Genomic DNA, 19,155 nt, shown 5'->3' with positions numbered 1-19,155 from the left:
ATTAAAGAGGAAGTGTTATGAGTTTATTTATTTCAAACGCCCACGCAAGTGCGGCAGGTGCAGCGCCAGCCGGTGGTGGTTATGAGATGTTGATCATGCTAGCTATCTTTGGCTTAGTATTTTACTTCTTGATTTACCGTCCACAAGCTAAGCGTGTAAAAGAACATAAAGCGCTGATGAATGCGATGGCAAAAGGCGATGAAGTTCTTACTCAAGGTGGTTTAGTGGGTAAAATCGCTAAAATCTCTGACGATAAAGATTTCATTGTTATTTCACTTAACGATCAAGCTGAAGTAACTGTACAAAAATCAGCAGTGTCAGCAGTATTGCCTAAAGGCACAATGAAGTCGCTATAATAATAATAAGGACGCCCACGTGTTAAACAAGTTTCCATTATGGAAGTATTTACTTGTTCTAGCTGTGATTGCGGTAGGTCTTTTATATGCCTCTCCTAATTTGTATGGTCGTGATCCGGCCATACAAATTTCAGGTACTAAAGGAACTGATGCAGATCTAGCTGTAGTAGACAAAGTAAATGCGACCCTCAAAGAGCACAATGTTACCGTAAAATCAGTTAAGTTCGAAAACGGTCAAGTGTTGATCCGCTTTAAAAATGTTGAAGAGCAGCTTAAAGCGCAAGATTTATTGCGTGATTCATTGAGCGACGATTACATCTCAGCCATTAACATGGCCCTGGCGCAACCTCATTGGTTAAAAGCCCTTGGCGGCAATCCAATGAAATTGGGCTTGGATTTAAGTGGCGGTGTTCACTTTACGATGGAAATTGACATGGTGACAGCGGTTGATAACGCGCTGGAACAAATGGATCAAGACTATAAAAGTGATTTACGTGAAGAAAAACTACGCTATCGCACGGTACGTCGTGTAGCTGGTACTGAACGTATTCGTGTGGAGATGCGCAGCGCAGAAGATAAAGATGCGGCAGAGCGTTTTTTACAGTCACGCTACCCATTACACAACTACATTGATGATAGCTCTAACGATAACGCGTTTTATGCCACCATCAGCGAGCAAAAACTCAAAGAAATTCGTGACTATGCTATCAAGCAAAACGAAACCATTATCCGTAACCGTATTAACCAAATCGGTGTTGCTGAGCCTAACGTACAACGTCAAGGTGCAGAGCGTATTATTGTGCAGCTACCAGGTGTTCAAGATACTGCGCGTGCGAAAGAGATTTTGGGTGCTACAGCAACCCTTGAGTTTCGTGAAGTAGACGAAAATGCCGATCCAACGGCAGCAGCGCAAGGGCGTATTCCGCCTGGTACTGAAATGATCATGAGCCGTGATGGCTACCCAGTGGTACTTAAAAAACGCATTATTCTCGAAGGTAGTCACATTACTGGTGCGCAATCGGGTGCCGATGAATACCAACGTCCGCAAGTAAGTATTAGCCTTGATAGCAAAGGCGGCGCGAAAATGAATGCTTTCACTAAGCGTGCTATTGGCAAGCGTATGGCGACGGTATTTATAGAGTATAAGCCTTCTGGTAAAACAGACGAAAACGGTAAAGCGCTACCACCAATTAAGGTGGAAGAAGTGATCAACGTTGCAACTATACAAGCGCGTCTTGATCGTTCGTTTCGCATCACCGGCATTGATAACCCTGCAGAAGCACATAACTTAAGTTTATTACTACGTGCTGGAGCACTTGTTGCGCCAATTCAAATTGTTGAAGAGCGCACGGTAGGGCCAAGCTTAGGTCAAGAAAATATCGAAGCAGGTATGACAGCGGTTGCTTTAGGTTTCTTGTTTGTACTGATCTTTATGTTAGTTTATTACAAAGGTTTTGGCTTAGTCGCTAATATTGCCTTAGCAGCTAACTTAGTATTGATTGTGGGTGTTATGTCGTTGATCCCAGGCGCTGCACTAACACTGCCAGGTATTGCTGGTATCGTACTAACGGTAGGTATGGCAGTTGATGCCAACGTACTAATATTTGAGCGTATTCGCGAAGAGCTGGCCGATGGACGTAGTCCGCAACAGGCTGTTCATCATGGTTATGATAGTGCTTTTAGTACAATTTTTGATGCCAATATTACCACCTTAATTGCTGCGATTATCTTGTTCGCAGTGGGTACAGGCCCAATTGCTGGTTTCGCAGTGACACTTGCGATAGGTATTATCACCTCAATGTTTACAGCCATTGTTGGTACCCGTGCGGTAATCAACTTATGTATTGGTGGTAAGCGCATTGATAAGCTGTCAATTTAAGGAGCAGATATGCAAATTTTAAAATTAGGCGGCAGAACTTTAGGGTTTATGTCGCTGCGCAAAGTTGCTATGAGCATCTCAACGCTACTTATTTTGGCATCGTTCGCATCGTTCTTCGTTAAAGGTTTAAACTTTGGCTTAGATTTTACGGGCGGTACTGCTGTAGAAGTCGGTTTTGCACAACCAGCAGACTTAAAGAAAGTACGTTCAGTGTTAGCTGAAAATGGTTTTGCAGATGCATCAGTACAATTATTTGGTTCAAGCCAAGAGATATTGGTTCGCTTAGCACCGCGAGGTGATGATGTTAAAGCCGAAGTAATTGGTAACCAAGTAATTGATGCACTTAAAAAAGCCGATGATAGCGTAGTAATGCGTCGAATTGAGTTTGTTGGCCCAAGTGTAGGTGAAGACTTAAAAGAGCAGGGTGGCCTTGCCATGTTAACTGCGCTTATTTGTATCTTGATCTATGTGGCATTTCGCTTTGAGTGGCGTTTTGCGGTAGGCGCGGTGTCGGCACTTTTACACGATGTAATCATTACTTTAGGTTTGTTTTCAGTATTAGGGTTAGAGTTCGACTTAACCATATTGGCGGCAATACTGGCGGTAATAGGTTACTCTCTTAATGATACTATCGTTGTATCTGACCGTATTCGTGAGAACTTCCGCAAAGTGCGTATCGACGATACTGTTGAGATAATTGATATTTCATTAACGCAAACACTTAACCGTACTCTAGTAACTTCAATTACCACTATTTTAGTATTAATCGCCTTGTTTGCTTGGGGTGGTCAAACTATTCATGGTTTTGCTACAGCGCTGTTATTTGGTGTGTTTATTGGTACTTACTCTTCGATTTATGTTGCTAGTGCCGTTGCGCTTGCAATGGGCGTAAGTAAAGAAGACTTAATACCAGAAGTTATCGAAAAAGAAGGCGCAGATTTAGACGCTATGCCATAGGTATGATTCTAATTTTACGTTTAAAAAACCGCTCATTGAGCGGTTTTTTGCTTTTAGGTATTGATGCCGCGCAAGCTGTATTAGGGATCAGATTATAGGTGTCAGATTTCAGGTAGAGCTAGTCTCCAGCCTTCAATCTCTTGCATTTCACTTTTGTGTGTAGCGAAGCGCCTCTGTGCGCTCGTGAGCATAAAATTGCGCGAGGTAAACTCTAGCCTACGGGTTGGCATCGGTGTTTTAATATGCGTAGGCGCGACTTTATGCCTAGTAAGTTGTATTGAGGGTTAGATTTCAGGTGGAGCTAGTCTCAGTCTTTAACCTAATGCCTTTCACTTCTTTGTGTAGCCTAGCGCCTCGGTGTTCTCTGTGGTGAAATTGTTTTTTCAAATAGAATGCAGAGCAGGATTTTTCGTGGCTGAAGCCAACTCCTACGAGTGAAGAGTCGGGCTTAAACTTATCGCTAAAGCCCTCTGTGTAGCGCGAAGCGCCTCTGTGTTCTCTGTGGTGAAATTTATTTTTCAAATAGAATGCAGAGCAGGATTTTTCGTGGCTGAAGCCAACTCCTACGAGTGAAGAGTTGGGCTTAAACTTACCGCTTAAAGCTCTACAGCTTATGATTCAGCCTCTGTGTAGAGAAGCGACTCGGTGTTCTCTGTGGTGAAATTGTTTTTTCAAATAGAATGCAGAGCAGGATTTTTCGTGGCTGAAGCCAACTCCTACGAGTGAAGAGTCGGCCTTAAACTTACCACTTAAAACTTACAGCTTATAGCTTGGTTTCTTCTTCTATCGCACTTACAATAAAATACGGATTTAAGTATTCATCTTTGGTGTTATAAACAAGCGGGCTGCCATCAAGCTTAGTGACTTTTGCGCCGGCGATTTCGGCTATAGCGTGACCTGCGCCGGTGTCCCATTCGCAGGTTGGGCCTAGGCGTGGGTAAATATCGGCGCTGCCTTCGGCGACTAAGCACAGTTTTAGTGAACTGCCTTTTGAGACCATTTCCACCTCGTCAAAGCGTTTTATAAACTCGGCTAAATCCGGTGATGGATGCGAGCGGCTGCCGACTACGCGAATTAGGCCTTTGTTTGCTTTGGTGGTGACTTTAAGCTCAATGCGCTCATCACCGCGGTCCTTAAATGCGCCGATTGCCTCTGCTGCCAGATAAGACACGCCTAGCGCAGGCGCATCTACTACCGCTAAGATAGGCTTGCCGTTTTCAATCAAGGCGATGTTAACGGTAAACTCACCGTTCTTTTTAATAAACTCTTTAGTGCCGTCGATTGGGTCAACCAGCCAATAGCGGGTCCACGTTTGACGGATATCCCAGCTGATATCGGCACTTTCTTCACTTAATACTGGGATCTCTGGGGTTAAGTGGGCTAGGCCATTGGCAATCACTTTGTGAGCTGCAAGATCGGCGTCGGTTACAGGGCTTTCATCAGCTTTGTACTCAACGTTAAAATCCTTTTCGTAAATCCCCATAATAGCGCTGCCAGCTTGGCGGGCAAGGATCAGTATTTCTTCGAGCAGTTCCGTTTGGTTCATGACTTAACCTTTAATAATTTGCTGTTGTTTTAGATACGCTATCAGCTCTTGCACCGATTGGTCTAGGGTGTTTTTACTGGTATCTAAAATTATTTCCGGTGAATGGGGTATTTGGTAGTCTGAATCTATACCTGTGAAGTGTTTTATTTCACCTGCGCGGGCTTTTTTGTATAAGCCTTTTGGATCGCGGCTCTCGCATACGTCCAGAGGTGTGTCTAAAAACACTTCGATAAATTCACCGTCATCGACTAAGTTTCTTACCATATCGCGTTCAGCGCGAAATGGGGAAATAAATGCGGTGAGTACCAATAATCCAGCATCGACCATTAGTTTAGCGGTTTCACCAACGCGGCGAATATTTTCGATACGGTCTTCGTCGCTAAAGCCTAAATCTTTACACAAGCCGTGGCGTACATTGTCGCCATCAAGCAGGTAGGTGTGAATACCTTGTTGATTGAGTGCGCTTTCAAGGGCGTTTGCTACGGTGCTTTTACCTGAGCCGGAAAAACCAGTGAACCATAAAATAGCCGGTTTATGGCTTTTGTGTTCGCTACGTTGTGCTTTAGTAATGGCATAGTTATGCCAAACAATGTTCTCATCCATTATAAAACTCTCTTATGAGTAAGCGCTGGCTTAAAATGGAAATACCAGCGGGATCAGGGTTAATACCGTTATTGAATAAATAATAGAAAGCGGTAAGCCCATTAATACATAGTCTTTTAAACGATAATTGCCGGCGCTATAAACCATCAGGTTAGTTTGATAACCAAATGGTGATATAAAGCTTGCAGATGCACCAAAGGCGACCGCCATAATAAACGGCAGCGGGTCAACATTAAAGCCCATTGCTAATGCATAAGCGACAGGGAATGATAGTGCCGCTGCGGCGTTATTGGTGATAAGTTCGGTGAACATTACTGTCATTACAAAAATCGCGATAAACGCACCATAGGGGCCAAAATCACCGAGTACATAAAACAATGCTGCAGATATTTGTCCAGCTAGGCCGGTGCCTATCATCAGTTTTGCAAGGCCAATGGCGCTACCAACTACAGCGAGTAACTCAATAGGAAAACGGCGTTTTACTTCACTCAGCTTTATCGTTCCCGTGAGCATTAAGCCAATCAGCAATACTAATAAGCCTTTTACCAGTGGTACATAGCCAATAATGCTCAGCCCAAGTACCGTTGCAAAGCTCGCTAATACTAAGTTAGATTGCTTGGGCGCTAAGTGAGTTTGTAAATCAAGCCCGGAAATATACACAAATTCGCGTTTTAAATTAGGCAGACTATAAAAGTCTTTACCTGGTGCGAGGATCAGTGAGTCTCCCGCTTGCAGCTGCACTTTACCAAGGCCACCTTGCAAGCGGTCATGGCCGCGACGAATAGCGATAACAGCGGCATGAAACTGTTCACGAAAACGCGCTTCTTTAACTGTTTTTCCTATAAATTTAGATGATTGGCTGACAACAACTTCAACGAGGTGCTCAACATCTTTTTGATGTTTATCGTGAACTATTTTTAGCCCGTCAAAGCGTGTTAGCAATGGCACTGATTTGATGTCACCGACAAACAGCAATACATCGCCCGCTTTAATCAGTTGTTGCGGGGTCACTGCACAAATGCGTTTATCGCCGCGAATAATTTCTGCTAGGAATAAGTCTTTAAGTTCGCGCAGGCCATTTTCTTCTACGCTTTTACCAATTAGTTTTGAGCCTTCTTCTATTTTACCTTCGAGATAAAAAGGCACCACTTCTTGATCGTTTTTGCCGTTGTCTGGCAAATATTTTAGCATCACTAAAATAGTGATCAGGCCCACACTTAATGCGCCTAACCCGACTATGGTAAAGTCGAAAAAGCCTAGCGGTGCCATGCCTGCATCAACGGCAAAACCATTGACGATTAAATTTGTTGAAGTACCAATTAAGGTAATTGTGCCACCTAAAATAGCAGTATACGACAGCGGTAATAGTAGCTTTGAAGGTGAATGGTTTGGATTGTCTTTTATGGCAGTAATGAGCGATGCGACAACCGCTGTATTATTGGTAAATGAGGATAAAAACGCTGTAGAAAGTCCGAGCTTAGTGACTGAGCTGGTTAAACTTCCTTTTGATAATGACTGGGCAAGCTTTTGTACGAGTGTAGTTTTTTCAACCGCAATCGAAACCAGTACTAATAACACTAAGGTGATCAGTGATGGATTGGCGTAGTTGATCAGCATATCTTCAAGGTCGATTAACCCGCCTAGATATGCGGTGCCAATGGCGCCAACAAAAAGCCATGCTGGCTTTAGCCGCGTGCCAAACAGGCACCCGACTAAAGTTAGCATAATGCCTGTTAATACTAGCTGTTGATACATGCTTTATATGTCCTTAACAGGCAAAGTTGGTTATTTAAGCTTTGATATATCAAGCGCTTGCCAATGTGGGAAGTGCTTGCGTACTAACGCATTAAATTCAACTTCAAACTCACTAAAGTTACCCGTTTGTTCTTGCTTAGCAAGCACGTTTTCAATCATACCCGCCGCAACAGTTAAGTTAGATAAACGATCGATTAAAATAAACGCACCGGTTTCGTGATTGTTGTGATAAGCATCGGCCAAAATGGTTTCGGTCAATTCTAGGGTAACAATCGCGATTTCGTTTAACTGCAGGCTGTCTGCGCTGCCGTGTTCAAGGGTGTTCACATCAATGGTGTGATCAATCTTTTTCACGATAGCCGAAGTATTTTTACTGCCTAGCTTAAAGTTATAGCTTTTACCCAGTACCAGCGGCGCTTCGTGCATCCACACAAGCTTTGCTTGTACTTGGTTAGTTACAGTCGCTGTTGAATCAGCAGGAACGATCACGTCCCCTCGGCTAATATCAATTTCAGTGTTAAGCGTTAAAGTAATTGCTTGACCAGCTTCGGCTGTGTCTAAGTTGCCGTCAAAGGTGACAATCTCTTTAATGCTTGAGGTTTTACCTGATGGCAATACTTTAATAGCATCACCAACGCGTAATTTTCCTGAGGTCAAAGTACCTTGGAAACCACGGAAGTTTAGGTTAGGGCGTACTACATACTGCACAGGGAAACGCGCTTCAAAGCCAGTGTCTGTTTCAGCTGCTGGTGAGTCTTCTAATAACTCAAGCAGTGGTTTATCTGTGTAATATGGTGTGTGCTCTGAGCGTGTTACTACGTTATCGCCTTTAAGCGCCGACATAGGCACAAACTTGATGTTAGATACGTTAAGTTGCTCGGCAAATTTTAAATAATCGGCTTTAATGCGCTCATAAACGGTTTCGTCAAAATCAACAATATCCATTTTATTCACGGCAACAACAAACTGTTTAATACCCAATGAATCACAGATAAAGCTGTGACGCTTAGTTTGTACTTGCACACCGTAGCGCGCATCAACAAGAATAATCGCTACATCACTGGTTGATGCACCGGTTACCATGTTGCGGGTGTATTGCTCATGCCCTGGAGTATCAGCAATAATGAATTTACGTTTAGCCGTTGAAAAATAACGGTACGCTACATCAATAGTTATGCCTTGCTCACGCTCAGCTTGTAAGCCGTCAACCAGTAGTGCTAAATCGAGCTCTTCACCGGCATTACCGACTTTTTCGTTATCTTTATGCAGTGCTGCTAACTGATCTTCATAAATTTGGTGGCTGTCGTGCAGTAGGCGGCCAATTAGGGTTGATTTACCGTCATCCACACTACCACAGGTCAGCATACGCAATAGGCTTTTGTCTTGTTGGCGAGCAAGATAGGCGTCGATGCCAATTGCTTTTACTTCGTTAATTGTATCGCTAGTATTAATAGACATTAGAAATAGCCCTCACGTTTTTTCTTCTCCATTGAACCTGCTGAATCGTGGTCAATTACCCGACCTTCACGTTCAGATGACGTAGATAGCAGCATTTCTTCGATAATCTCAGTCAGTGTACTGGCTGTTGATTCCACTGCACCGGTAAGTGGGTAACAACCTAAAGTACGAAAACGAACAGATTTCATCATGGGTACTTCGCCTTCTTTAAGCGGCATACGCTCATCATCAACCATGATCAAAGTACCATCACGCTCTACAACAGGGCGCTCTTTGGCTAAGTAAAGCGGAACCATATCGATGTTTTCTTGATAGATATATTGCCAAATATCAAGTTCAGTCCAGTTAGAAAGTGGGAATACACGGATGCTTTCGCCAGGGTTAACTTGACTGTTATAGGTATTCCAAAGCTCTGGACGTTGGTTTTTTGGATCCCATCTGTGGTGTTTATCACGGAATGAATAAACACGCTCTTTAGCGCGAGATTTTTCTTCGTCGCGGCGTGCACCACCAAACGCGGCATCAAAGCCATATTTATCAAGCGCCTGTTTTAAGCCTTGGGTTTTCATGATATCGGTATGCTTACCAGAGCCATGAGTAAATGGGCTGATATCAATCGCTAAGCCTTCAGGATTTTTGTGGACGAGTAAGTCAAAACCGTACTCTTTTGCTAAGCGATCACGAAATTCGATCATTTCTTTAAACTTCCAGTTGGTATCAACGTGAAGCAGTGGAAACGGAATTTTACCTGGGTAAAACGCTTTACGCGCTAAATGTAAAAGTACCGATGAATCTTTACCGATTGAGTAAAGCATAACTGGGTTCTCAAACTCAGCAGCAACTTCGCGCATGATTTTGATACTTTCAGCTTCTAATTGCTGAAGGTGAGTTAAAGCCATTGTTAGTCGTCCTACTAAAATGATTAAAAGTTAAAATCTAAATAGTTTAAAGCTATGCCACGTCTGTAAGCGGTTGTGCAAAGCTACTAGTTTGGGCTTTTGTGCCAAACCAATGAAGTTCTTCATGTAATGAAGCAACTTCACCAATAATTAATAATGCCGGTGAAATAATGCTGTGACGCTCGATTAAATCGGCCAGCTCACCTAATTTACCGGTTACAACGCGTTGATTTTTGCGAGTACCGTTTTCAATAATTGCCACGGGTGTATCTGCACCGCGACCATGTTTTAATAATTGTGCTTGAATATGGGGAGACTTAATTACACCCATATAAATTGCCAGAGTTTGGTTTGGTTTTGCCAGTGATTGCCAATCTAGTTCTTGACCGTCTTTTTTACAGTGACCAGTTACAAACTGTATGGCTTGTGCATGGTCACGGTGCGTTAGCGGAATACCCGCATAAGCGCTACAACCTGCGGCAGCAGTTATGCCAGGGACGATTTGGTAATTTACGTTATTGGCTGCCAGTACTTGAACTTCTTCACCACCACGGCCATAAATAAACGGGTCGCCACCTTTAATGCGGCACACTTTTTTACCTTGCTTGGCAAGGTCAACTAGCATTTGGTTAGTATCTTCTTGCACAACACTGTGATCGCCTAAGCGTTTACCCACACAAATTAAATCAGCATCGCGGCGCACTAGCTCCATAATTTCGTCAGAGACTAGAAAGTCATACACCACCACATCAGCTTGTTGCATTAGTTGCAGTGCTTTCAGTGTTAATAGCTCTGGATCTCCTGGACCTGCGCCAATTACGTATACTTCACCTTCAGGATCCAGTTTTGTATCGAGTAATTGTTCAAGCTGTACGCTTGCGGCAGCTGTATCACCCGTTTGTACTTTGCTGACGACAGATGAATCAAATACGCCTTCCCAAAATTGGCGACGATCAGCAAAACTCGTGAAGCGCTGTTTTACTTTGTCGCGAAAGCTGCCAACTAAACTTGCAAGCGGGCCGATGTGTTGTGGAATAAGCGTTTCTAACTTCTCGCGTAAGCGCCGTGCTAATACCGGCGCTGTGCCAGCACTTGAAATTGCAATAGTGATCGGGTCACGATCAACAATTGAAGGAAAAATAAAGGTGCATTTAGGTTGGTCATCCACCACGTTAACGAATACATTTCGTGCATTTGCGAGTTCAAATACGCTGTTATTTACGTCATCATTGTCGGTTGCGGCAATGACCAGCATTTTGCCATCAAGATGTGATTCATCAAAAAAAGCGTCAATTAGAGTGACATCATTATTTTGTGCATGCTCTTTTAATTCATCACAAAACCAAGGTGCTACTAAAGTGACATCAGCGCGAGCTTTCAAAAATGCACGGCACTTACGTAACGCAACCTCTCCACCGCCAACAACCAATACAGGTTTATTGTCGAGCTTGGTAAAGATAGGTAAATATTGCATGTGTAGACCCTTGGAAAAAATTACAGCAAAGATGCTTTTCAGAAACTCAGAATATAGTGGCGTAAGCTAAGTAAAAAATAATTAAAACCCAGTTAATATAACTAAAAGTTATATAGGGTTGTCCGATTTGGCTTAAGCCTTAGTTAACAGGGGATTGCGCCGAGTTACAAGTACTATAATGACTATATATTGAGCTTAGAGTGTTTGGTTATTAGCTATAGCGAGAATAGTTAAATTTGGTACTATTGCTAATACATGAACTTACTTGGTGGATTTATGACAACGCAACTAACTGATGCGGCATTGGCCGTGCAATTAATGGATTTAACCAGTTTAAATAGTAATGATAGCGCGGCAACAATACAGGCCTTGGTGGCTAGTATTAAGCCCAACCTAGGTATTCCGGCTGCAGTGTGTGTTTATAGTGAGTTTGTTGATGACGCCAAGCTTGCTTTAGCTGAGCGCGAGCTTAGTTATGTAAAAGTCGCCACAGTAACTAACTTTCCCTCAGGCAACAGTGAGCTAAGTGAAGTAATTAATGAAACATTAATCGCAATAGAGCGTGGCGCAGATGAAATTGATTTGGTGTTACCGTATCAAGCCTTAATCGCGGGGGACGAAGCCACAGCACTAGAATATGTGCGTGCCAGTAAAGAGTGTTGTCCTGAACACGTACAATTAAAAGTAATTATAGAATCCGGCGCACTAAAAACAGCGCAGTTGATAACACTGGCGACAGAAATAGCAATTGCCGGTGGTGCTGACTTTGTTAAAACCAGCACTGGCAAAGTAGCTATAAATGCCACTATTGAAGCAACCGAAGTGATGTTAAGTACGATTAAAAAGTCGCCGCGTGTAGTCGGTTTTAAAGCTGCAGGTGGCGTGAAAACGGTTATGGATGCAAGTAATTACTTACAGCTAGCGACTGATATTATGGGAGAAAGTTATTTGAATCCGTCAACATTTAGATTTGGTGCATCAAGCCTGTTAGCTGATGTATATGCGGTACTTAATGACGCGTCATAGTGAGCAAGAAAAATTACAACTTGAGCATGATGCAGGCAAGTTGTTCTTGCGTTGCTATGAACATCGCTTTGGTATTCCAATGCGCCATATTTGGCATAATCAGCCGAGTAAACCAGATATCAGTTGCTATCGTAATGAACAGAAGCTTGATATTGAAATAGCACATTTATATGCCAGCGAAACCGAAGCCATGGCAGTACTCGGCAGGCCTTTATCTATAAGCATGCAACGAGATCTTGCTGATATGGCAATGCAACCAAGTGAGCAGCGGCTGCACTGTGCACTGCAGCGGTTATTAGAACAAAAAGGAAAAAAGCATTATCAATCAGAGCAAACATGGTTGCTTATTCGTAACGCCAGTACTATTTGGCATAAAGCGGATTTTGACGCTGAGTTACAGAATATAACGATACCGCTTAGCCATCCTTTTCAACAAATTTGGTTGCTTTGTGATTTTTATCAGGGCGAGCTGTTACAGCTGTTCTAAGTATTTAGATGGTATAGCAGCCAAGAATAAACTGGCTGCTAAATAACTTGATCTTTGGTTAGTTAATTTTAAACATACTACCTAAGCTCTCAAGCCCTGACTTATTGGTTTTAGCAATACATTGACTTTCATCGAGTGACTTTTTGGTTGCTTCGTCTGCAAGTCCCGACACTTTTAATTGTTTCTCTTGTTGGTATTCACGCAGTGCGATAACTGTTTGACGATCGTACTTAACATCTTCAGTTTCAAATTCTTCATAATCGGGTTGGTTTTTTAAATAACCTAAACAAACTAGATTCATGCGAGACATGGCTAAATCCATCTTTTTCATAATGCGGCATTCTATGTGTAGGAACATCGACTTTTGCTACTGGAGCAACGGCTTTTGACTTGGCAGCCGTGGTCGTAAGCGGTGGTGGTGCTGTGTATCCAGGTGCTAGGGTATTATTACTGTTATAGCGATAGTAAGTGGCAGGGACTTTAGTTTGTAAAAACTCTACAGCTTTGATTATCACTTCGCGGAGCGCTTTTTCTTTAGGGGTGTTTGACCAGCCACTTAAATTACCACCGACTAAAGCACCACCAAAATTAGTTGCCGCACTGGTAAAATCAAAATCTTTGCTGCCTCCTTCGACGCTGGTGGCTGCTAAAATACGTGAGGTGCGAGTATCGATAAGGCGTAAATCAATCGCCATATGCGAGCCTGAAAAACCTGCCGATACTGAGCTAAACACATCACCTATAAAACCGCCAGTACCAACACTGGCACCTGAGCTGTCGTCATCAAATTCAGTTACCGCTGCTACCACAACTATTTCGGCTCCTTCAATTTCACCGTAAGCTGCCCCTGATGCTGCGCTAACACGACCTGAAGCCGCTAGATCTTGCTCAGATAACACTGCATCTAACGCTTGGCGTTCAAGTACGATAAAGCGATTGGTGCCTACCAAAGCTGTGGTGAGTTGGTCGGCCATACCTTCACCTATTTCTTTTCGCCACCAATGAGAGTCATTCGATTTATCGGTAAAGCGTGCCACGGCAATACGCGCTTTTGGACCATTATATTGTTGTTGGGCGATTTCATTAATGTTTGGTGAATCTTGGTTTGAAGTGACCTTGGTCGAAGTACTTTGGCAAGCGCTAAGACTGCTAGCAACGAGGGTTGCCAACAGTACTTTTTTAGTTGTTGTGAGCATATGATTTTCCTTAATTAATGTGCCAAATAGAAACAGTGAAGGTTTTTATTCTACAAATTGTTTTAAAGTTAATTTAAAGAAATCATAAGGTTAAAAATAGTACTGAGGCGAACACTTTAGTCACACAGGCGAAGTTTTTGCATTCAGGTTGGTATTTTCCCTAAACTGCTTGGGCGAAACGTTATGCTTTGCCTTAAAGCAGCGAGCAAAGTAACTTTGTGAGCTAAAGCCGACTTTTTCAGCAATTAAACCTATGCTCAGCTCGCTGTCGCTAAGTAACTTTTCAGCATACTCTAAACGAGTATTACGAATATAATCACTGGGAGTTAAATTGTAGAGTGCTTTCATTTTCAGTTGTAAGGCACGTGGGCTTAAATATAATCCTGCAGCGAATTCTTCAATACTAAACGCTTCGTTGTGATAGTTATCACGGATGATGTTTTTCAGGCGTTCGGTAAATTGGTAATCTTTACTTTGTGTAAGCTGCGGATCGAGTACCAGCGGCGGAGCATGAGCCGCAAGCTGCTTTGCTAAGTGCCGATTAAGGACTGCACGAATACTCAGTAACCCTTGTACTCTACTGAGCAGTAATTGCGGCTCAAATGGTTTACTTAAAAAATCATCTGCTAGTAAATCAAGGCCTTTTAGTCTGCTTTGTGTATCGGCTTTTGCTGACAATAATAACACCGGTATATGGCTGGTAATGTTATTTGTGCGTAGCGCATTAAGTAATTGATAACCGTCCATGCAAGGCATCATCACATCGCTGATCACTAGATCTGGCATTTCTGTTTGGCAGATGGCTAAGCCTTGTTCGCCGTTAATAGCACTTAAGCAGTGGTACTCAGTAGCAAACAAAGTCAGCAGTAGTTCGCGCATTTCGTCGTTATCTTCAACAATCAGTAGCTTTTGCGAATTGCTGGGGCGGGTTGCTTCATTTACTGGTGCTGCTAGCGAAGTTGCGCCATGCTCTGCTTCAGTCAAAGGCAGAGATACAGTAAAACAACTGCCTTTACCTACTTCACTTGTTAGTGAAATCTGCCCGCCGTATTGCTCTAGCAATTGTTTAACTAAAGCAAGGCCAATTCCACTGCCGTTTTGATTTTGTGCTGCAACACGCGTAAAGCGTTCAAAAATAATGCCTTGTTGGTGTTTTTCGATGCCAATACCGGTGTCAACAATCGCGATATGAGCCATGTTATTATGCACTGATAAGCTAATCTCAACTTGACCGCCTGAGTGGGTATATTTGAGGGCATTACTAACTAAGTTGGTAATAATTGACGTTGCATGTTCTGGCTCAAGTGCTATGCAGCAAGAGCCTTGGCTGAGATCTGTCATTGTTACGTGAATACCTTTTTGTTCAAACAGCACCGTGAAGTCAGCAACCAGCTGCTTTATAAATGGTGCTAAAGGATAGGGCGAAACGTAATGTATAGCGCAGCTGGGGCGTTGGCTTAGCTGTAATAGTTGATTTATTAAGGTCAGCAAACGTAGGCTATTGCGTTTGATCATCGATAATTGTTTTTGGCTAGCTTGATCTTTATGGTTTAGCTGCAAGCTTTCAAGTGGCGCGAGTATTAAACTCAGAGGCGTTTTTAATTCATGGCTAATATTATCTAAAAATTGACTTTTTAAGCGATTCAGTTCACGGGCTTGATTACTTGTTTGTTCGGCCAGCTTAGCGCGGTATAGCGAGGCCGCAATAAGCCAAATAATAACCCCAGTGAGAAGAACATAACCGGCATAGGCAAGGCGACTTTGCCACCACGGCGGCACCACCGTGAAATCGAGCATAGCTTTAGCATTACTCCACTGGCCATACTGATCTTTTACTTTTAGTTGCAGCTGATAGTCGCCTGCGGGCAGTTGCGGGTAGTTTATTTGCCGTTGTTGTGCGTTGGTATATAGAAATTGCTTATCAAAACCAGCGAGTTTGTATGCATATTGATATTGTTGAGGTGCCGACGGGCTATTTAATGCTGAGAACTTAAAGCCGATCACGCCGACACCTTTGTTAAAGGAGAGTGTTTGTATATAGCTAATTAATTTCGCAGCTTGAGTCTCGTGCTTAGTGTATGGGGCAGTGGCTATCGCTTGATTGTTAATTAGTAATTCGGTTAACACAGGCTCTGGAGTTGTAGCTGTCAGCTGTAGCTTAAGCGGATCAAATTGATTAAAGCCATTGATCCCGCCAAAAAATAGTTCACCGTTCTGCGCTTGATAAGCCGCGCCGAGAATAAATGAATTATGTTGCACGCCATCACGGGGTAAAAAATGCTGCATATTTTCAGAGCTGGGCTGATAACGTGTTAAACCTTGGTTGCTTGCCAGCCACAGGTAACCTTTGGCATCCTGTTTAATGGCAAAAATATTATCGTTTAGCAGGCCATCATGCTCGGTGATTCGGGTTATCTCTGCCGTTGTTTTATTCAGTTTATTTAAGCCTCCAAAAGTACCCACCCACAGTGTATTGTCATCTTGCAGATGAAGGGCGGTAACCATGTTATGACTTAAGCTATTTGGGTTTGTTTGATCGGCTTGATAATGGCTAAATTCATTGTTGTTGAGGGTGAGTTTATTTAAGCCAACTCGAGTACCAGCCCAAATTGCATTAGCAACGTTATCGTAAACGAGGCTAAATACGGTGTTGTTCGATATACTATTGTGTTGTTCCGAGTGCTTAAAATGCTCAATGGTCAAGTTATCTGGGTTAAACAGACTTAAACCTTGATTGCTTCCCAACCATAAGTTGCCGTTCCGATCGCTGGTGATCGCATAAATGTTATTGCTGCTGAGCTGGTGGCTTTGCACTGTGAATGATGTAAAGTCATCGCTTTCGCGGTTATAACGCAATAAACCGCCACCATAGGTGCCAATCCAAATACGCTGTTGGCTATCTTCATGAAGGCTGAATATATTGTTGTTGGTAAGGTTGCTTGTATCGACGTGATAGCGCACAAAGCCGTCTTTTGTTTGTCTATTTAACCCGTTGCGGGTACCGACCCATAATTGCCCTTGCGAATCTTTAAGTAAGGCCCGGATAAAATCATGGCTAATACTGTTAGGGTCATCGCTGTGTTGTTGATGATTAAATTGATTTTGGCGCATATCGTAGCGTTGTAACCCATAACCATCAGTGCCTATCCACAGAATACCTTGCTGGTCTTGATACAAAGACAGTAAGTAATCATTAACAAGCCCATGACGTTGCTGTGGAAGGTGTTTAAATTGGCTAAAGCTTGTCAGAGTTGTTTGATAGTTGGGATTATAATATAAGCCTTGGCCGTAGCTGCTAAGCCAAAGATGCTCGTTATTATCGATTAAAATATCGCTTATCCATATACCATCTAGTTGTTTTATATCATTAAACTGTTCACTTTCTAAATCAAAGACACTAAGCCCTGTTTTACTGGCAATCAGTAGCTGCCCTTGTGGCGTGAGTTTTAGGCGCCATAGTTGCTTTTTACTTGCTGAAAAGTGGCTAAATTTAGCTGTCTTTGTATCAAATTTTATTAATCCTTCATTACTGGCCAGCCATAAATTTTGCTTAGCATCAATCACCATATCCTGAAAAATAATACTACCTTGGGTGTTTGGCGAGTAGGAAAAGTAGGCAGTTTCATGCTCGGCTACATTTAGGCGAGTTAAGTTACCATCTTCATGGCCTAACCATAAATTATTGTGTTGATCAGTAAGCATTGACCAAATGCGGTTATCTTTAATCGCTAATGGACTGCTACGGTTAAAATGAGTGAATGTACCGGTGTCTGTATTTAGGGCGTTTAGCCCTTGTGTAGCTGTAGAAAACCACAGCAGATTATTGTCAGTGGTAACACAGTCGGTGATCCAATTACTCGATAGACTTGGCTGGGTTGGATGAGACTTAAAGCGTTTAAATTCATAACCATCAAAACGGTTGAGCCCACCTTGGGTGGCGAACCAATGAAAACCACGGCGATCAGTTATGCTGCAAGTGACAGAGTTTTGCGTTAACCCCTGTTCATTAGAGAAGGAGTCTAAATGTAAAGACAGTGCCAGCGCGCTGTTATGAAATAGCCATAAAAAACCAATAATGGCCGGATAGATAGTTGTTTTTATTGTTAGCACGTGCTTCCTCGTGCGTAGTAATATCCCTTGAATTGAAACAATCATAAACTGCTTTTTAATCAATGTTAAGATGGATTTTTCAATCTAGTGATGAGATTTTGACTTATGGGCATCTTTTACACTTGTGTTAATGAATTGCGTAAGTATAATAGGCATCCACTTTGCAGGGGCGTAGTTCCAATTGGTAGAACAGCGGTCTCCAAAACCGATGGTTGGGAGTTCGAGTCTCTCCGCCCCTGCCATTTTATCCTGTTTGTGGGTAAAGTCTGAGGTTAAAAATCGGTTTAAATAAGTCTGTTTTTAAGTTTGGATTTTAATGGATTAACCCTGCCATAGTGTAGGGTTGTTGTGTCTGTAGTTAAGGTAATAATATTATGAGCACGAATGTAGAAACTCCATCAAGTGCGATGGATTCAGTAAAGTGGCTTGTGGCAATTGCGCTACTTGCAGGCGCAGTAGTTGGTAACTATATGTACGCAGATCAGTCTGTGTTATTACGTGCTATTGGTGTTGTTGTTGCTGTTGCCGCTGGTTTGGGGATTGCATCACAAACTGAAAAAGGGCGTACCTTCCTTGCTTTTGCAAAAGAAGCACGCATCGAAGTACGTAAAGTAGTGTGGCCTACGCGCCAAGAAACTACCCATACGACATTTATTGTAATGGTTGCAACTGCGATTATGGCACTTATCCTTTGGGGATTAGATGGCATTTTATTCCGCGCAGTAGGCTTTTTAACTGGATTGGAGATCTGATCCCATGTCGGATGAGAACAACGAAAGAAACTACGTTGGTACGTAGTACAGGCTTTCTCAGGTTATGAGAAGCGTGTTGCACAAACTATTCTTGAGCATATCAAGATCGAAGGTTTGGAAGATAGCTTTGGTGAAGTATTAGTACCTACTGAAGAAGTGGTTGAGATGCGCGCTGGTCAAAAGCGTAAATCTGAGCGCAAGTTCTTCCCAGGTTATGTACTTATCCAAATGGATATGAACGATAAAAGCTGGCACTTAGTAAATAGCACCGCGCGTGTTATGGGCTTCATCGGTGGTACGTCTGATCGTCCAGCACCAATTAGCGCTAAAGAAGCTGATCGTATTCTTAACCGCTTACAAGAAAACGCTGAAGCGCCTAAGCCTGCAACGTTATTTGAACCAGGTGAAGTGGTACGTGTTGTTGACGGCCCATTTGCTGATTTCAGTGGTGTGGTTGAAGCTGTTGACTATGAAAAGAGCCGCGTAAAAGTATCGGTACTTATCTTTGGTCGTTCTACTCCTGTTGAACTTGAATTTGGTCAAGTTGAGCAAGATAGATAAACAAATTAACTGATTTATACCAAAAAATATATTGTTTGGTATAAAGCTTGAAAAAGGCCGCTGATTAACTTATAATCATCGGCCTTTTTGTATTCA

Annotated in this window: 13 protein-coding genes, 1 tRNA gene and 2 pseudogenes; 8 read left to right on the top strand and 8 right to left on the bottom strand. The window is 42.7% G+C overall.

Features of this window, described 5'->3' with window-relative positions; translation table 11 throughout:
• Nucleotides 1-17 precede the first annotated feature (17 nt).
• Genes yajC through secF form a run of 3 tightly spaced genes read left to right on the top strand, consistent with a single transcriptional unit; the run spans nucleotide 18 to nucleotide 3,192 of the window.
• Nucleotides 18-356 (top strand): preprotein translocase subunit YajC, encoded by a 339-nt coding sequence (yajC, locus tag P4S61_RS06720; RefSeq protein WP_182732013.1) that lies wholly within the window; start codon nucleotides 18-20, stop codon nucleotides 354-356.
• Between the two features lie 19 nt (nucleotides 357-375).
• Entirely contained in the window at nucleotides 376-2,235 is a 1,860-nt protein-coding gene (gene secD / locus P4S61_RS06715) for a protein translocase subunit SecD (RefSeq protein WP_337117997.1), read from the top strand.
• Nucleotides 2,236-2,244: 9 nt separating this feature from the next.
• Nucleotides 2,245-3,192 carry a protein translocase subunit SecF gene (gene secF / locus P4S61_RS06710; RefSeq protein WP_145238256.1) on the top strand — a complete coding sequence of 316 codons (948 nt, stop codon included), beginning with the start codon at nucleotides 2,245-2,247 and terminating at the stop codon, nucleotides 3,190-3,192.
• 763 nt (nucleotides 3,193-3,955) lie between these two features.
• Here secF and cysQ read toward each other — a convergent pair.
• The 6 genes from cysQ to cysG are packed head-to-tail and all read right to left on the bottom strand — an operon-like array spanning nucleotide 3,956 to nucleotide 10,927.
• Nucleotides 3,956-4,738, bottom strand: a complete 783-nt coding sequence (cysQ, locus tag P4S61_RS06705) for a 3'(2'),5'-bisphosphate nucleotidase CysQ (RefSeq protein WP_337117996.1) — start codon at nucleotides 4,736-4,738, stop codon at nucleotides 3,956-3,958.
• 3 nt (nucleotides 4,739-4,741) lie between these two features.
• Entirely contained in the window at nucleotides 4,742-5,341 is a 600-nt protein-coding gene (cysC, locus tag P4S61_RS06700; RefSeq protein ID WP_145238262.1) for an adenylyl-sulfate kinase, read from the bottom strand.
• Nucleotides 5,342-5,371: 30 nt separating this feature from the next.
• Complete coding sequence (locus P4S61_RS06695; protein ID WP_337117995.1) at nucleotides 5,372-7,096, bottom strand: SLC13 family permease; 1,725 nt, start codon at nucleotides 7,094-7,096, stop codon at nucleotides 5,372-5,374.
• Between the two features lie 30 nt (nucleotides 7,097-7,126).
• Nucleotides 7,127-8,554 carry a sulfate adenylyltransferase subunit CysN gene (cysN, locus tag P4S61_RS06690; protein WP_182732017.1) on the bottom strand — a complete coding sequence of 476 codons (1,428 nt, stop codon included), beginning with the start codon at nucleotides 8,552-8,554 and terminating at the stop codon, nucleotides 7,127-7,129.
• A complete protein-coding gene (cysD, locus tag P4S61_RS06685; RefSeq protein WP_145238271.1) occupies nucleotides 8,554-9,453 on the bottom strand; it encodes a sulfate adenylyltransferase subunit CysD in 900 nt (299 codons plus the stop codon). The genes cysN and cysD overlap by 1 nt, the downstream gene beginning before the upstream one ends.
• Before the next feature lie 52 nt (nucleotides 9,454-9,505).
• Complete coding sequence (gene cysG, locus P4S61_RS06680) at nucleotides 9,506-10,927, bottom strand: siroheme synthase CysG (protein WP_337117994.1); 1,422 nt, start codon at nucleotides 10,925-10,927, stop codon at nucleotides 9,506-9,508.
• Between the two features lie 276 nt (nucleotides 10,928-11,203).
• Here cysG and deoC point away from each other — a divergent pair, with 276 nt between their 5' ends.
• Both deoC and P4S61_RS06670 read left to right on the top strand, forming a co-directional pair.
• On the top strand, nucleotides 11,204-11,953 hold the full coding sequence (gene deoC / locus P4S61_RS06675) for a deoxyribose-phosphate aldolase (RefSeq protein WP_337117993.1): 750 nt from the start codon (nucleotides 11,204-11,206) through the stop codon (nucleotides 11,951-11,953).
• Nucleotides 11,940-12,440 carry a hypothetical protein gene (locus P4S61_RS06670; RefSeq protein ID WP_337117992.1) on the top strand — a complete coding sequence of 167 codons (501 nt, stop codon included), beginning with the start codon at nucleotides 11,940-11,942 and terminating at the stop codon, nucleotides 12,438-12,440. Before deoC ends, P4S61_RS06670 begins: the two co-directional genes overlap by 14 nt.
• 58 nt (nucleotides 12,441-12,498) lie before the next feature.
• Here P4S61_RS06670 and P4S61_RS06660 read toward each other — a convergent pair.
• Nucleotides 12,499-13,636: pseudogene (locus tag P4S61_RS06660) on the bottom strand (CsgG/HfaB family protein).
• A gap of 120 nt (nucleotides 13,637-13,756) precedes the next feature.
• The gene (locus P4S61_RS06655; protein WP_337117989.1) at nucleotides 13,757-17,746 is read right to left on the bottom strand and encodes a two-component regulator propeller domain-containing protein; all 3,990 of its coding nucleotides are present in this window, start codon (nucleotides 17,744-17,746) and stop codon (nucleotides 13,757-13,759) included.
• Between the two features lie 165 nt (nucleotides 17,747-17,911).
• Here P4S61_RS06655 and P4S61_RS06650 point away from each other — a divergent pair.
• From P4S61_RS06650 to nusG, 3 genes and pseudogenes are all read left to right on the top strand, one after another.
• Nucleotides 17,912-17,988: transfer RNA gene (locus tag P4S61_RS06650), tRNA-Trp, on the top strand.
• Nucleotides 17,989-18,120: 132 nt separating this feature from the next.
• Nucleotides 18,121-18,498, top strand: coding sequence for a preprotein translocase subunit SecE (gene secE / locus P4S61_RS06645; RefSeq protein WP_016710555.1), 378 nt, complete (start codon nucleotides 18,121-18,123; stop codon nucleotides 18,496-18,498).
• 4 nt (nucleotides 18,499-18,502) lie between these two features.
• Nucleotides 18,503-19,059, top strand: a pseudogene (gene nusG, locus P4S61_RS06640) (transcription termination/antitermination protein NusG).
• Nucleotides 19,060-19,155 lie beyond the last annotated feature (96 nt).

Source organism: Pseudoalteromonas sp. B160 (genome assembly GCF_037162485.1).
Classification (GTDB): domain Bacteria; phylum Pseudomonadota; class Gammaproteobacteria; order Enterobacterales; family Alteromonadaceae; genus Pseudoalteromonas; species Pseudoalteromonas rhizosphaerae.
The sequence above is the reverse complement of the archived record's forward strand: the minus strand, read 5'-3'. Positions and strand labels throughout refer to the sequence as shown.